The sequence below is a fragment of the Ruegeria sp. CG11 genome (assembly GCF_056537245.1).
The window spans coordinates 227,419-241,948 of the sequence record NZ_JBQFRE010000004.1; the positions used below are offsets into that span (position 1 = coordinate 227,419).

The following is a 14,530-nucleotide window of genomic DNA, read 5'->3' on the forward strand; positions in this document are numbered from 1 at the left end:
AAGGCGGGCGGGGCGATGACCGCAGGTCGAGCGGCGCATGACCGGCCCTCATTCCGCAGCCACCTTGTGCTGCGCCACCGGCACCACCGGCGCGTCCACAATCTCCAGTGTCGCCGAGATCGACCCCTTGCGGCCGTCCTCATAGGTCACTTCGGTTGTGGTCGAGACGGTTTTGGACCCGTCATACAGCGCGGCGATGATGTCGCTGAACTTCTCTTCGACGAATCCCCGCCGCACTTTCCGCGTGCGGGTCATCTCACCGTCATCGGCGTCCAGTTCCTTGTGCAGCACAACAAAGCGATGCACCTGACAGCCAGACAGCATCTCATCGGCGGCAACGGACTTGTTCACCTCTTCCACATGGCCGCGAATCGTCTCTAACACACGGGGATGGCCCGCCAGTTCCTGATATGATGCATAAGCCACGTTGTTGCGTTCCGCCCAATTGCCGACTGCCGTCAGGTCGATATTGATGAAGGCCACACAATGATCCCGGCCATTACCGAACAGCACGACCTCAAGGATATCGGGATAAAACTTCAGTTTGTTCTCGACATATTTCGGCGCGAACATCGACCCGTCGGCCATCTTGCCGACGTCCTTGGCGCGGTCGATGATCCGCAGATGGCCCGAGTTCTCCTCGATGAACCCGGCATCCCCGGTGGCCACCCAGCCCTCGGCATCCTTGGTCGAGGCCGTCGAGTCCGGGTTGTTGTAATACTCAACGAACACGCCGGGCGAGCGGTAGTGAATCTCGCCATTGTCGTCGATTTTCAGCTCGACCGCCGGGGCTGGTACACCCACCGTATCCGCGCGCACCTCACCATCAGGTTGAACGGTAATAAACACGGTGGCTTCGGTCTGACCGTAAAGCTGTTTCAGGTTGATGCCCAGCGAGCGGTAGAAATCGAAAATCTCCGGCCCGATGGCCTCACCGGCCGTATATCCGACGCGGAACCGGCCATAGCCCAGCGTATCCTTCAGCGGGCCGTAGACCAGCAGATTGCCCAGCGCGTATTTTAGCCGGTCGCCAAAGCCCACCGGTTTGCCGTCCAGCAACAACCCGCCAACCTTCTTGGCGTGCGCCATGAAGTGATGGAACATGCGCTGCTTCAGCTTGCCCGCGTCCTCCATCCGGATCATCACGTTGGTCAGCTGGGTTTCGAACACGCGCGGCGGGGCAAAGAAATAGGTCGGCCCGATTTCGCGCAGGTCGGTCATCATCGTGTCGGCGCTTTCGGGGCAGTTCACGCAGAAACCGCACCAATAAGCCTGACCGATGGAAAAGATGAAATCGCCGACCCAGGCCATTGGCAGATAGGACAGGATGTCCTCATTCCGGGTCAGATGATCGAATTCCGCCGAGTTCTTGGCGCTTTCGATCACGTTGCGGTTCGACAGCACCACGCCCTTGGGTTTGCCGGTGGTGCCCGAGGTGTAAAGCATCACGCAGGTGTCGTCATAAGTGATTGCCGCAGTCCGCTTGTCCAGTTCCGCATCGAACCGCTGATGGCCCGCGTTTCCCTCGGCCATGATATCTTCCAGCGCGTTCATCTGGGAATGGTCGTATTTCCGCATCCCGCGCTTGTCGGTATAGAAGATGTGTTTGACCTGATGCAGGTTTTCCTGAATCTCGATGACCTTGTCGACCTGCTCCTGATCGCCGCAGACCACGTATTTCGCGCCGCAATGTTCCAGCACATAGGCCATCTCTTCAGCCACCGAGTCCTGATACAGCGGCACCGGAACAGCACCCACCATCTGCGCGGCCACCATCGACCAGTAATGCGCCGGGCGGTTGCGGCCGATCACGGCAATATGGTCACCCTTTTCAACGCCGATCTCCAGAAATCCAAGCGCCAGCGCGCGGACCTCGGCAGCCGTTTCCGCCCAAGTCCAGCATTGCCAGATGCCGAATTCCTTTTCCCGATAGGCCGGGGCATCCCCGAACTGTGTCGCATTGCGATGTAGCAGCGCCGGAAGGGAGGCCATCCCGTCCGCGCCCGACTGCGTCTGAGCCAATCTCTCTCTCCTCCCCATCCGACCCCTCCCCGGGCCGGAAATGGCGGGTCCGGGTCAAAGGCCCGAACGCCAACGCCCCGATAAGGGACGCGAGAAAGATCAGCGTCAACTTTTTCCTGATGTTTTCTCAATTCTTACGAATTGTAACAGGGGCGGAGCTATTGAGTGGGATGAGTGAACGTTGATGCGAAGCGCGGATGGATCGTTTGAGTTTTTGCGGATTTCGGTTGGAGACCAAATCGCTGCGATTCTCACATTGAATATGATTGTGTTACCATCTGATAAGCAAAGGATTGCGAGGAGGCACGATATGACCAAAGCTATCCTAGCGATAATGGCTGCGGCAGCCACTTGCATGACAAGTCCCGTACTAGCAGAAGGTGACCTGGAAAACGGTCGGGATCTTGCGCGAAGAGACTGTTCCCACTGCCATGGAGGCGATGGAAATGCCCGATCAACGTCGTTTCAGCCAGTGCCTATGTTGGCCGGGCAACCGGCTGTTTACCTGCTACAAGAGATGCGGAACTACGCATCCGGCGCCCGCGAAGATAGTAGTAAGAACGCGGCAATGACCAGGAAGTTAAAAGAACTGAGCGACCAAGACCTACAAGACATTGCCGCATTCTTCGAGGCACAGAAGCGGTTTTAGACTCTATTACAACCAATCCCGCAATATCGGGATCAGCGGCACATCCGCCGCAGGCATCGGGTAATTGCGCAACTCATTCGCACGCGCCCATTTCAGAGCCTGCCCCTCTTTCGACTGCGGAATGCCCTCCCATTTGCGGCAGGCAAACAGCGGCATCAGCAGGTGGAAATCGTCATAGCTGTGGCTGGCAAAAGTCAGCGGCGCTAGGCACGAGGCCCAGGTGTCGATGCCCAGTTCCTCGTGCAATTCGCGGATCAAGGCGGCTTCGGGGGTTTCGCCGGGTTCGATCTTGCCGCCGGGGAACTCCCACAGACCGGCCATGGACTTGCCCTCCGGGCGCTGCGCCAGCAGCACCCGGCCCTCGATGTCGATCAGGGCAACGGCAGAAACAAGGACTGTTTTCACGAGCGATAATCCGCGTTGATCTCGATATATCCATGGGTCAGGTCACAGGTCCAAACGGTGGAATTGCCCTCGCCCAGCCCCAGATCGACGGTGATCACCAGATCCTGACCCTTCATATATTCGGCGGCGTCTTCCTCTCGGTAATCCGGGCTGACCCAGCCTTTTTCAGCCACCAGAATGTCACCGAAGGAAATGCTCAGTAGGTCCCGATCTGCTGCTGCGCCCGACTTGCCGATGGCCATGACCACGCGGCCCCAGTTCGGATCTTCGCCCGCAATTGCGGTTTTCACCAGCGGAGAATTCGCAATGGCCAGACCATGCACCTTGGCGTCGTTGTCCGAGGCGGCTCCGGTCACGCGGATTTCCACGAATTTCGTGGCGCCTTCCCCGTCGCGCACCACCTGCTGGGCAAGATCCAGCATTACGGTTTCCAACGCCTCGGCAAAAGCCGCGTTGCCGGTTGCATCCACGCCCGAGGCCCCGGTTGCGCACAGCAGAAGGCTGTCCGAGGTCGAGGTATCGCTGTCCACGGTGATGCAGTTGAAGGTCCGGTCGGTCTGCGCCCCCAGCATCGCCTGCAATGCCGATTGCTCGACCTGCGCATCGGTAAAGATGTAGACCAACATCGTCGCCATGTCCGGTGCGATCATGCCAGATCCCTTGGCAATCCCCGCAATAGAGACTGTTTTGCCGTCAATCTCGACCTGTGCCGATGCCCCTTTCGGGAAGGTGTCGGTGGTCATGATCGCCCGCGCGGCGTCTTCGATGGCATGGCGGCTGAGGCCCGATTTCAGCGTCTCAAGCTGCGCAACGATACGCTCATGCGGCAGCGGCTCGCCGATCACACCGGTCGAAGAGGTAAAAACCCGCTCGACCGGAACGCCGGTGGCTGTCGACACAGCCTGCGTCACCTCGGCCACCGAGGTCTGACCGTAATGCCCGGTGAACGCGTTGGCATTGCCCGAGTTCACAAGGATGGCTGCCGGGCTGTCACTGGCCCCGCCGATCTTGTCCTGACAGTCCAGCACCGGCGCCGCACGGGTGGCGGACCGGGTAAAGACCCCGGCCACAGACGTGCCCGGGTCCAGCACGGCCAGCATCACATCTGTGCGGCCCTGATAGCGCACGCCTGCCTCGACGGTGGCAAAGCGCACACCGTCAATCGCGGGCAATTCTGGAAAAGCCGCCGGAGCCAGCGGAGAGACCTTGGTGATCGTGGCCACGCGCGTTTACTCCTGAATCAGGTCGGTCTGACGCAGAACCTCGGGACCAGCGCCTTCCAGTGCGGGGCGCTCAATCTCGGCCTCTTGGGTCAGTTCGTCGATGCGAGCCTGAATGACCTCTTGCTGCAGGGTCTGGGTCAGCTCGGCGCGCACCTGATCAATCTCGGGTGCCTCGGATTTGCGCTTGTCGTTCAGAGTGACCACGTGCCAGCCGAACTGGGTTTTCACGGGCTCGGACACCTGACCCTTTTCCAAGCTGATCACGGCTGCCTCGAAGGCCGGAACCATCTGGCCCGATCCGAACCAGCCCAGCTCACCCCCGTTGGGACCCGACGGGCCGGTCGAGTGCTCTTTGGCCATTTCAGCGAAATCGGCGCCGTCGTCCAGCTGTGCCTTGATCTCTTTGGCTTTTTCTTCAGTTTCCACAAGGATGTGGCTGGCGTTGAACTCATCCGCGCCCTGGAAATCGGCATACTTCGCGTCATAGGCCGCCTGGATCGCTTCGTCCGTCAGCTCTTCTTCGATCAGGGCGTTCACCGTCTGCACAGCCAGCAACGAGCGCGTCTCATTGTCCAGCGCCAGCGTATTCAGCTTGGACAAGGCTTCCTGCTGCTGGCCCAGCAGCGCCTGCTGGATCAGTTGGTCGACGATCAGCTCGTACAGGACATCGTCTTCGATCTGCTGGTACTGCTCGGGCAAGGCAGCCCCGGTGGCGATGACGTGACCCAAAGTGATCTCATCCCCATTCACGCGCGCGATGACGGTGCTGGCATCGGGTTTGGTTTCGGCGGCCAATGGCAGGGCCATCACCGCAGCAAGCGCCAGCGATGGCAGAAAAGTGAGGCCTTTGGGCATGGAATCATCCTATTTCTTTGCCGCGACAGGGCGCAGCGTTGACACTCTGGAACCTGCCGCTTACATCGCTTTGAAGCCTTGGACAGGGCCGCCTTTCACCCCCCGTATCTATGGGTTGCGCGCAAGGTGGGCAAGCCTGTCGCAACCAAGACAAGAACAGATCCGCTGGAGTGAACATGCTGGGACTCGGAACGCTCGCCAAAAAGGTGTTCGGAACACCGAACGACCGCAAGATCAAGGCGACCCGCCCCCTGATCGAAAAGATCAACGCGCTGGAACCCGAGTTCGAAAAACTCTCTGACGAGGGTCTGATCGAAAAGACCGCCGAGCTGCGCAAACGCGCGCTGGACGGCGAAAGCCTGGATGCCCTGCTGCCCGAAGCCTTTGCCAACGTCCGCGAAGGCGCCAAGCGTTCGCTGGGTCTGCGCGCCTTTGACGTACAGCTGATGGGCGGCACCTTCCTGCATCAGGGCAATATCTCGGAAATGAAGACGGGTGAGGGCAAGACGCTGGTCGCCACCTTCCCCGCCTATCTGAACGCGCTGACCGGCAAGGGTGTGCATGTGGTCACGGTGAACGAATACCTGGCCAAGCGGGACTCGGAATGGATGGGCAAGGTGTTTGCCGCTGTCGGCATGACCACCGGTGTCATCTGGTCAGGCCAGCCCGATGCCGAGAAGAAAGCCGCCTATGCCTGTGACATCACCTATGCCACCAACAATGAGCTGGGTTTTGACTATCTACGCGACAATATGAAGGCCGATCTGGCCGAGATTTACCAGAAACACCACAATTTCGCGATCGTGGACGAGGTCGACTCGATCCTGATCGACGAGGCACGGACACCGCTGATCATCTCGGGGCCGTCGCAGGACCGCTCGGACCTGTATACCGCCATCGACGCGCTGATCCCGTCGCTGAGCGATGATCACTACTCGCTGGATGAAAAATCCCGCAACGTGACCTTTACTGATGAGGGCAACGAGTTTCTGGAGCAGCAGCTGATTGCTGCCGGGCTGATCCCCGAGGGCCATTCGCTTTATGATCCCGAAAGCACCACCGTCGTGCACCACGTGAACCAGGGCCTGCGCGCGCACAAGCTGTTCACGCGCGACAAGGATTACATCGTGCGTGACGGCAATGTCGTGCTGATTGACGAATTTACTGGCCGGATGATGCCGGGCCGCCGCCTGTCCGAAGGCTTGCACCAGGCCATTGAAGCCAAGGAAGACGTACAGATCCAGCCCGAGAACGTGACGCTGGCCAGCGTGACCTTCCAGAACTATTTCCGCCTCTATGACAAATTGAGCGGCATGACCGGTACAGCCCTGACCGAAGCCGAAGAATTTGCCGAAATCTACGGTCTGGGCGTTGTCGAGGTTCCGACCAACAAGCCGATCGCCCGCGTGGACGAAGACGATCAGGTCTATCGCACCGGTGCCGAGAAATACGGCGCGATGATCGAACAGACGAAAGAAGCACAGGAAAAGGGCCAACCGGTCCTGCTGGGCACCACGTCGATCGAGAAATCCGAATTGCTGAGCCAGTTGCTGGAAAAGGAAGGCATCGCGCATAACGTTCTGAACGCCCGCCAGCACGAGCAAGAGGCGCAGATCGTTGCCGATGCCGGCCGTCTGGGCGCGGTGACCATCGCCACTAACATGGCTGGTCGCGGCACCGACATTCAGTTGGGCGGCAACGTGGAAATGAAGGTGCTTAAAGCACTGGCCGAAAACCCCGAGGCCGATCCTTCCGAACTGCGCGCCGCCGAGGAGGCCCGCCATGCGGAAGAGAAAGAAAAGGTTTTGGCCGCCGGTGGTCTTTATGTGATGGCGTCGGAACGTCACGAAAGCCGCCGCATCGACAACCAGCTGCGCGGCCGTTCGGGCCGTCAGGGTGATCCGGGCCGCACCGTGTTCTACCTGAGCCTCGAAGACGACCTGATGCGCATCTTCGGCTCGGAACGGCTCGACAAGGTGCTGACCACGCTGGGCATGAAAGAGGGCGAAGCCATCGTCCACCCCTGGGTCAACAAGTCGCTGGAACGCGCGCAATCCAAGGTCGAAGGCCGCAACTTCGACATGCGCAAAAACGTCCTGAAATTCGACGACGTGATGAACGATCAGCGGAAAGTTGTCTTCAGCCAACGGCGCGAGATCATGTCCTCGGATGACCTGTCCGAGATCGTCTCGGACATGCGCGAGCAGGTGATCGACGATCTGATCGACGAATACATGCCGCCGAAATCCTATGCCGATCAGTGGGACACCGACGGTCTGCACGGGGCGATCAAGGACAAGCTGACCATCGACGCGCCGGTTCAGGACTGGGCCGCCGAAGAAGGTGTGGATGACGAACAGGTGCGCGAGCGTCTGATCAACGCCGCAGATGAGATGATGGCGCAGAAAGCGGCGGCTTTTGGCCCCGAAAATATGCGCAACATCGAAAAGCAGGTGCTGCTGAACACCATCGACAGCAAATGGCGCGAGCATCTTCTGACGCTGGAGCATCTGCGCTCGGTCGTCGGTTTCCGTGGATACGCCCAGCGCGATCCGCTGAACGAATACAAGAACGAAAGCTTCCAGCTGTTCGAAGGGATGCTCGACAGCCTGCGCGAAACCGTGACCCAGCAATTGTCGCGCGTGCGTCCGCTGACCGAGGAAGAGCAGAAGGAAATGCTGGCGCAGATGGCGGCCCAGCAGGCACAGGCACAAAGATCAGTCGATCAGGCCGCTGACCGTGCCGAAGCCGTGGCTGAGGCCGAAGCCTCGGGCGATGCCCGGCCCGGTTTTGTCGAGGACGATCCCAGCACCTGGGGCAACCCGTCACGCAATGACCGATGCCCCTGCGGATCGGGCAAAAAGTTCAAACATTGCCACGGGCGTCTGACCTGATTTCAGCGCAATTGAGACACATTGAGTCCCCCTCACGGCCACATATTGGCCGTTATTCCTCCTCAATATACGACTCGCTCCTTCAACTGGGGAGGGTGTCTTGTTTGTTATTAAGAACTACGTGACCACCGGCGGCACCGTCGTGTGCGCGCTGGCGATTGGTTACCTGATGCAGAATGGATTTCCTGCGGGACCGACCGGTTCGCAGGACCCCGAAGTTGTATCCACCGCCCCGAACGCTGTTGTGCCCGGGCTGGAGGACATCGTCCTGACCTCCTCGACCCCCGCCCCGGCAACAGACCAGATCACTACGTCGACAAAACGAACGCTTAAGCCCAGCCGGTCAACTCCCTCGGACCGCGCCGAGTGTGGCCTGAGCGCCCGGGCCCGTGCCGTTCCCGGTGCTGCCGCCCGCCTGATCGTCAAAGCCCCCTGCCACGGCAATGAACGGATCGAAGTGCATCACAGCGGCCTGACCGTCACGCAAGAGACGGACGCAAACGGCACGTTGGACCTGACCATACCGGCCCTGTCGGAATACGCGATCTTTCTGATCTCGCTTGAGGATCAGAAGGGGACCGTAGCCACCACTCACATTCCCGACATCGGCCAGTATTCCCGCGTGGCCCTGCAATGGCAGGGTGAGACCGAGCTGCAGATCCATGCGCTGGAATTTGGGGCCAGCTATGGCGACGCGGGTCATGTCTCGGCCGAGTCCGACACGCAGGGAGCAGGCAGCGTCGTGCACCTGGCCCAGTCCACATTCCACGATGCCCGCAACGTCGAGGTCTATTCCTTCCCTGCGGCACAATCGCAGCAATCTGGGTCGATCGCATTGACGGTTGAGGCCGAGGTGACCGAGGCCAATTGCGGCCAGGACCTGAACGTGCAGTCGCTGGAGTTGCAGTATGACCGAAGCCTGCGGTCGCGCGACCTGACGCTCAGCTTTCCGGATTGTTCCAGAACCGGTGAGTTTCTGGTGTTGAATAATTTGCTCCAAGACCTGACAATCGTGGCAAACTAAAACCGCAGGCAGGCTCGAACTTCCAATGACATTTCTTCGTGTGGTGGCAGCCGCACTGTTTTCGGCAACATTTGCCTCGGCCGTTCAGGCGCAGGACATCACGCTCACCTCTCATGACGGCAAGGTCGAGGTGGCCGGAACCCTTCTGGGGTTCGACGGCGAGTTCTACCGCGTCGATACGCAATTCGGCGAGCTGACGGTCGACGGCTCGGGTGTGACCTGCGACGGACCTGCCTGCCCCAATCTGACCGATTTCGTGGCCGAATTGCGGTTTTCCGGATCGTCCGTCATGGCCGAAAAGGTACTGCCCGCCCTGCTGATGGGCTTTGCGGAACAAGAAGGGCTGTCGGCAACGCCCCTCATGACCCAAAATAACAAACTGGCTTATGAGCTGCACCGGACCGGGCGCGATGCCCCGCTTGGGCGGTTCTATTTCGACGTTGGCAATACTGGCGGCGGCTTTTCCGATCTAATCGCGGGACAAGCCGATATTGTGATGGCTCTGCGCGAAATCCGCCCGTCGGAACAAGAGGCCGCCGAGGCTGCGGGTCTGGGCGACCTGACCCAGGCGCGCCGCTCGCGGGTTGTGGCGCTGGATGCGCTGGTCCCCATCGTTGCCCCAGACAACCCGGTGCCGTTTGTTTCCCTGTCCGATCTGGCGCTGGTACTGTCCGGTGAGATCGACAACTGGTCCGCTTTGGGCGGACCGAACGCGCCAATTGCGCTGCACCTGCCCGAAACCGGGTCGGGACTGGCGCAAGGGGTCGAGGATCGGTTGCTTGACCCTGCCAAAGTGGCGCTCTCCGAGGCCGTCCTCCGACACGCGCGTGGCAGCGATCTGGTGCGTGCCGTGGCCGATGATCCCTTTGCCATCGGAATAGCCAGCGAGGCCGAGGTCGAAACGGCGCGCGCCCTGCCGCTGGCCGGGGGATGCGGTCATGCGCTGATGGCCACAAGGCAAACGATCAAGACCGAGGATTACCCTCTGACCTCACCCATGTTCCTGTATCTGCCCCAGCAACGCCTGCCCCGCGTCGCCCGTCAGTTTCTGGCCTATACCCAAAGCGCTGACGCCCAGATGGCAATCCGCGACGCAGGTTTTGTCGATCAGGCGCCCGAGAGGATGCCGATCGAGCTGCAAGGAAACCGGTTTGCCAATGCTGTTGCCTCGGGCGGAGCTGAGGTCGGGCTGGAAGAGCTGCAGCGCATGGTCACCACGTTGCGGCCTTTGTCTCGGCTCTCGCTGTCTTTCCGGTTCGAGGCCGGTTCCTCACGACCCGACGCGCAGTCTAGGTCGAACATCCAAAACCTGGCCCAACAGCTTGAATCCGGTACGCTGGATGCGCGCAAACTGGTCTTTGTCGGTTTCAGCGACGGCGACGGTGACGCAGCAGCCAACGCGCGGATTGCGCTACTGCGGGCAAAAACAGTGCGCAACGCGGTGCTGGCAGCGGTGGAAACCGCGATCCCCGACAGTATCGAGCTCGAAGTAGACGGGTTCGGCGAGGCTATGCCGATGGCCTGCGACGACACCGATTGGGGCCGCAAGGTCAATCGCAGGGTCGAGGTCTGGGTTAGGTAACCCGCTACAGATACCCTTCCGACCGAAAGCTCAGCTCATTCGATTTGCCGATGATCAGGTGATCGTGCAGCGTCAGGCCCAGCGCCAGACAGGCATCCTGAATCCGGTTGGTCATGTCGATATCAGACTGTGACGGAGTCGGATCACCCGACGGATGGTTGTGCACCAGAATAAGCGCCGAGGCATTCAGTTCCAGCGCCCGTTTCGCCACCTCACGCGGATAGACCGGCACATGATCGACGGTGCCCTTGGCCTGTTCCTCATCCGCGATCAGCACGTTCTTGCGATCCAGATAGAACACCCGGAACTGCTCGGTTTCACGGTGGGCCATGGTGGTGTGGCAATAGTCCAGCAGCGCGTCCCAGCCCGAGATCACATGCCGCTGCATCACCCGCGCGCGGGCCATGCGGTGGGCGCAGGCCTCAAGGATTTTCAGATCGGTGATCACCGTATCGCCAACACCCTTGATCTGGCGCAGCCGTTCCTCGGGCGCGGTCAGCACCCGGTTGAAATCGCCGAACGTATCCATCAGCGCCCGCGCCAGCGGTTTGACGTCCTGCCGGGGGATGGAGCGGAACAAGACCAGTTCCAACAGCTCATAATCTGGTATCGCAGCCGAGCCGCCGGACATGAACCTTTCGCGCAGCCGCTTACGGTGGTCTTTGATATAGGAGGGCAATCGACCAGACGGCAGCGGCTGCGCGGGCGCTTCGTCCGTTTCAAATAGCATCGGGGCTTCGGCAAAGGCGTCCTGGGTCATGCCCTCAGACTGGCGCAGAATCGGTTTCTGAAAGGTTAACGCGCCTCGCCCGCCATGCGGGAAGTGGCGCGGCGGACAAGCATATGCAGCAGGATCGAAAACACCCCCAGCGTCAGCATCGCCGCAAACATCAGATCGGTCTTGGCGCGGCCATTGGCCAGTAGCATCAGATATCCCAACCCCTTGGATGAACCCACCCATTCGCCGATCACCGCCCCGATCGGCGCATAGACCGCCGCCAAGCGCATCCCGGACGCCAGCGAGGGCAAAGCCGCCGGTATCCGGATATGCCACAACACCGCGCGCGGGCTGGCCTGCATGGTGCGCGCCAGATCGAGATACCCCGCAGGCGTCCGCATTAACCCGTCGAAAAAGGATGAGGTGATCGGGAAATAGATGATCAGCACCGCCATCGCGACCTTGGACCACAGCCCGTAGCCCAGCCACAGGGTCAGCAGCGGGGCCAACGCAAAGACCGGCAGCGCCTGCGTGAAGACCAGCATCGGCTGCACCAGAACTCTCGCGGTACGCGAATTGGCCAGTTGCAGCGCGGTGACAACTCCCAGAATCGTGCCACAGGCCAACCCGACCACCACTTCGACCGCGGTGATCCACGTGTGTTCGGCAATCAGCCAGCGGTTTTGCCACCATGTCTCCGCCACCAAGGCGGGTCCGGGCAGGATGAATTTCGGAAGGCCGGTCAGAGAGACAATCGCCTGCCAGACCGCCAATGCGAAAAGAGTCGCGGCGAAGGCCGAGAGGTATTTCACGCTGCCTCCTCTCGCAGCAGCCGCAGCAGCGCGCCTTGGGTCTCCAACGAACCAAGGTCATCGACCTTGCGCGGCGCGGGCGCGACTGGGGGCTGGCATGGGGTCAGGCCATGTTGGGTCATCACCACGATGGACTGGCCCAGCCGAGCGGCCTCAGCCGGGTCATGAGTAACCAGCAGAACGGTCCGGCCTTGCAACGCTTCGGCTGCCAAATCCTGCATATCCGCGCGGCTGCGGGCGTCGAGCGCCGAGAACGGCTCGTCCAGCAACACAATGGGACGATCCTCCATCAGCGTGCGGGCCAAGGCCACGCGCTGCCGCTGACCGCCGGACAATTCGCCGGGTTTCTTGGTCAGATGATCCTGCAAGCGCATCCGTTCGATCAGACGGTCGCGGCGCGCGAGGTCCGGCTTTTCACCCCGCAGACGCGCACCCAGCGAGACATTCTGCGCCACGGTCGCCCAAGGCAGCAACAGATCGTCCTGCGCCATATAAGCGACGCGTTCGGTCACCGGTTGACCATCGCTGGCGGAAATCTGACCGTCAAAGTCAGCTCCGGTATCCAGCCCTGCAATCAAGCGCAGAACCGTGGTTTTTCCGACACCCGACCCGCCCAGCAGGCAGGTCCATTGCCTCGCGCCAAGCGTCAGGGACAACGGCGCAAACAGCGTTGTGCCGTTGATGCTGGCCGATCCGCTTATGGTCAGGTCGGGTGCCGGGGTCACGGGGTCAGGCCCATTTGCCAGAAACCGACCTCAAGCTCAGTCGCGGTTCGAAACGTCCGACACAGGCGCTGCCAACGCGGCGACACCTCGAAATCCGCACCAATACGCCGTGTTAGAGCCTTGTCAAGCAATTCCCCGACCGCCTGACACGCCCCCTGATAATCCGGGCTGGCATAGGTGTTGATCCATTCGCGATAGGTGTCCGAAGTGGCCTCGGACACCAGCCGAGCACCGATCTCACCATACCCCATCACACAGGGCGCCAACGCGGCCAGCAAGTCCATCAAATCGCCGCTATACCCGGCCTCGAGTACAAAGCGGGTATAGGCCAGATTTTCGGCCCGCTCCTTGGTCGCGAGCAGCTCTTCGCCCGAGATGCCTTCGGCCTCGCAGATACCGATATGCAGCTGCATTTCTTCAGCCACCAGTGCGTTGACGGTCGCAACCGCAGTCAGCATCTCGGAATGGGTTTCGGACTTCACCACCGCCAACGCCCAAGCGCGCGAGAAGTGGATCAGGAACACATAGTCCTGCCGCAAATAGTGCAGAAACGCCTCACGCGGCAGGGTGCCGTCCTTCATCCCTTCGACAAAGGCGTGGCGGGTATAATCCCGCCACGGCCCCTGCACCGCATCACGCATCAGTGTGAACGCTTTGCCGTATCCGCTCATTGCACGGTCACGTCGATGGTGATGTCGTTGACCGGGTTGATGCTGTCGATCATGCCGCTGTCTTTCAGGAACGCCTCGAACCGAGCATAGCGACCCGCGTCAAAACCCGCGGGGCGCAGAGCAAAGCGAGGCAGCGTGTCGACCCAGGCGCGGGCGTTCAGCTCATCCTGCAATTCTGGCGAGGTGGCGGCAAAAATCTCCCAGCTCTTTTCCGGGTTGTTCACGATGAACTGGGTCGCTTTTTCGGTCGCGGCCAGAAAACGCGCGACCTTGTCGGCATCCATCGTTTCGGGGTTAGCCACATAGATTAGCTCATCATAAGGCGGCACGCCTTCTTCCTCGATATAGAAACAGCGGCCTGCGACGCCTTCGATATCCATCTGGTTCAGTTCAAAGTTGCGGAAGGCCCCGATCACCGCATCCACCTGACCGGACATCAGCGACGGCGAAAGTGAGAAGTTCACGTTGATCATCTCGATATCGTCCAGCGCCACGTCATGAGTGTTCAGCATCGCGGACAGAACCGCCTCTTCCACACCGGCGACCGAGAAGCCGACCTTCTTGTCCTTGAGGTCAGCCAGCGTTTCGATTGGGCCATCTTCAAGCACCAGCAGGCAGTTCAACGGGGTGGCAACCAGCGTGCCGACACGTTTCAGCGGCAGGCCCTCGTGAATCTGCAGGTGAAGTTGCGGTTGGTAGGAAACTGCCAGATCCGCCTGACCGGCGGCCACCAGGCGCGGCGGGGCCGAGGGGTCGGCGGGCGGGATGATTTCCACCTCAAGCCCCTCATCGGCGAAGTAACCGTTTTCCTGCGCCACGATGATGGGGCCATGGTCGGGGTTGATGAACCAGTCCAACAGGACGGTCATCTTGTCCTCGGCCCAGGCGGGCGCGGCGGCCAGCAGGGCAATGGCTGTGATCAGTTTCTTCATGTCTCGCGTTTCCTTTTC

13 protein-coding genes are annotated in these 14,530 nt (G+C 60.6%); 4 read left to right on the top strand and 9 right to left on the bottom strand.

Translation table 11 applies throughout. From position 1 onward, the window contains the following. Positions 1 to 48 precede the first annotated feature (48 nt). Positions 49 to 1,992, bottom strand: coding sequence for an AMP-binding protein (locus tag ACR0KW_RS12465; protein WP_480805366.1), 1,944 nt, complete (start codon positions 1,990 to 1,992; stop codon positions 49 to 51). Between the two features lie 385 nt (positions 1,993 to 2,377). Here ACR0KW_RS12465 and ACR0KW_RS12470 point away from each other — a divergent pair, with 385 nt between their 5' ends. Then, positions 2,378 to 2,671 (top strand): c-type cytochrome, encoded by a 294-nt coding sequence (locus ACR0KW_RS12470; RefSeq protein WP_480805367.1) that lies wholly within the window; start codon positions 2,378 to 2,380, stop codon positions 2,669 to 2,671. Between the two features lie 6 nt (positions 2,672 to 2,677). Here ACR0KW_RS12470 and mutT read toward each other — a convergent pair whose 3' ends face one another. The 3 genes from mutT to ACR0KW_RS12485 are packed head-to-tail and all read right to left on the bottom strand — an operon-like array spanning position 2,678 to position 5,154. Beyond that, on the bottom strand, positions 2,678 to 3,076 hold the full coding sequence (gene mutT / locus ACR0KW_RS12475; protein ID WP_170404924.1) for an 8-oxo-dGTP diphosphatase MutT: 399 nt from the start codon (positions 3,074 to 3,076) through the stop codon (positions 2,678 to 2,680). Further along, positions 3,073 to 4,299, bottom strand: coding sequence for a bifunctional glutamate N-acetyltransferase/amino-acid acetyltransferase ArgJ (gene argJ / locus ACR0KW_RS12480; RefSeq protein WP_480805272.1), 1,227 nt, complete (start codon positions 4,297 to 4,299; stop codon positions 3,073 to 3,075). Before argJ ends, mutT begins: the two co-directional genes overlap by 4 nt. 6 nt (positions 4,300 to 4,305) lie before the next feature. Continuing rightward, positions 4,306 to 5,154: a peptidylprolyl isomerase gene (locus ACR0KW_RS12485; protein WP_480805273.1), complete on the bottom strand. Its 849-nt coding sequence runs from the start codon at positions 5,152 to 5,154 to the stop codon at positions 4,306 to 4,308. Positions 5,155 to 5,330: 176 nt separating this feature from the next. Here ACR0KW_RS12485 and secA point away from each other — a divergent pair, with 176 nt between their 5' ends. The 3 genes from secA to ACR0KW_RS12500 all read left to right on the top strand — a co-directional run bounded on the left by secA (position 5,331) and on the right by ACR0KW_RS12500 (position 10,654). Next, positions 5,331 to 8,048, top strand: a complete 2,718-nt coding sequence (gene secA / locus ACR0KW_RS12490; protein ID WP_480805274.1) for a preprotein translocase subunit SecA — start codon at positions 5,331 to 5,333, stop codon at positions 8,046 to 8,048. 100 nt (positions 8,049 to 8,148) lie between these two features. Beyond that, on the top strand, positions 8,149 to 9,072 hold the full coding sequence (locus ACR0KW_RS12495) for a hypothetical protein (protein WP_480805275.1): 924 nt from the start codon (positions 8,149 to 8,151) through the stop codon (positions 9,070 to 9,072). Positions 9,073 to 9,097: 25 nt separating this feature from the next. After that, on the top strand, positions 9,098 to 10,654 hold the full coding sequence (locus tag ACR0KW_RS12500) for a phosphate ABC transporter substrate-binding/OmpA family protein (protein ID WP_480805276.1): 1,557 nt from the start codon (positions 9,098 to 9,100) through the stop codon (positions 10,652 to 10,654). Between the two features lie 4 nt (positions 10,655 to 10,658). Here the strand turns inward: ACR0KW_RS12500 and radC are convergent, their stop codons facing one another. The 5 genes from radC to ACR0KW_RS12525 are packed head-to-tail and all read right to left on the bottom strand — an operon-like array spanning position 10,659 to position 14,512. Continuing rightward, positions 10,659 to 11,414: a RadC family protein gene (radC, locus tag ACR0KW_RS12505; protein WP_480805277.1), complete on the bottom strand. Its 756-nt coding sequence runs from the start codon at positions 11,412 to 11,414 to the stop codon at positions 10,659 to 10,661. A gap of 35 nt (positions 11,415 to 11,449) precedes the next feature. Further along, complete coding sequence (locus ACR0KW_RS12510) at positions 11,450 to 12,184, bottom strand: ABC transporter permease (RefSeq protein ID WP_480805278.1); 735 nt, start codon at positions 12,182 to 12,184, stop codon at positions 11,450 to 11,452. After that, on the bottom strand, positions 12,181 to 12,909 hold the full coding sequence (locus tag ACR0KW_RS12515; RefSeq protein WP_480805279.1) for an ABC transporter ATP-binding protein: 729 nt from the start codon (positions 12,907 to 12,909) through the stop codon (positions 12,181 to 12,183). Before ACR0KW_RS12515 ends, ACR0KW_RS12510 begins: the two co-directional genes overlap by 4 nt. Further along, complete coding sequence (gene tenA / locus ACR0KW_RS12520) at positions 12,906 to 13,580, bottom strand: thiaminase II (protein ID WP_480805280.1); 675 nt, start codon at positions 13,578 to 13,580, stop codon at positions 12,906 to 12,908. The genes ACR0KW_RS12515 and tenA overlap by 4 nt, the downstream gene beginning before the upstream one ends. Continuing rightward, positions 13,577 to 14,512, bottom strand: coding sequence for an ABC transporter substrate-binding protein (locus ACR0KW_RS12525; RefSeq protein ID WP_480805281.1), 936 nt, complete (start codon positions 14,510 to 14,512; stop codon positions 13,577 to 13,579). The genes tenA and ACR0KW_RS12525 overlap by 4 nt, the downstream gene beginning before the upstream one ends. Positions 14,513 to 14,530 lie beyond the last annotated feature (18 nt).

Excerpts from the sequence above, each read along its gene's own strand:
- ACR0KW_RS12470 (WP_480805367.1), top strand. The coding sequence starts at position 2,378 with ATGACAAGTCCCGTACTAGCAGAAGGTGACCTGGAAAACGGTCGGGAT.
- ACR0KW_RS12500 (WP_480805276.1), top strand. The coding sequence starts at position 9,098 with ATGACATTTCTTCGTGTGGTGGCAGCCGCACTGTTTTCGGCAACATTT.
- ACR0KW_RS12465 (WP_480805366.1), bottom strand. The coding sequence starts at position 1,992 with ATGGCCTCCCTTCCGGCGCTGCTACATCGCAATGCGACACAGTTCGGG.
- ACR0KW_RS12525 (WP_480805281.1), bottom strand. The coding sequence starts at position 14,512 with ATGAAGAAACTGATCACAGCCATTGCCCTGCTGGCCGCCGCGCCCGCC.
- ACR0KW_RS12485 (WP_480805273.1), bottom strand. The coding sequence starts at position 5,154 with ATGCCCAAAGGCCTCACTTTTCTGCCATCGCTGGCGCTTGCTGCGGTG.
- secA (WP_480805274.1), top strand. The coding sequence starts at position 5,331 with ATGCTGGGACTCGGAACGCTCGCCAAAAAGGTGTTCGGAACACCGAAC.
- radC (WP_480805277.1), bottom strand. The coding sequence starts at position 11,414 with ATGACCCAGGACGCCTTTGCCGAAGCCCCGATGCTATTTGAAACGGAC.
- tenA (WP_480805280.1), bottom strand. The coding sequence starts at position 13,580 with ATGAGCGGATACGGCAAAGCGTTCACACTGATGCGTGATGCGGTGCAG.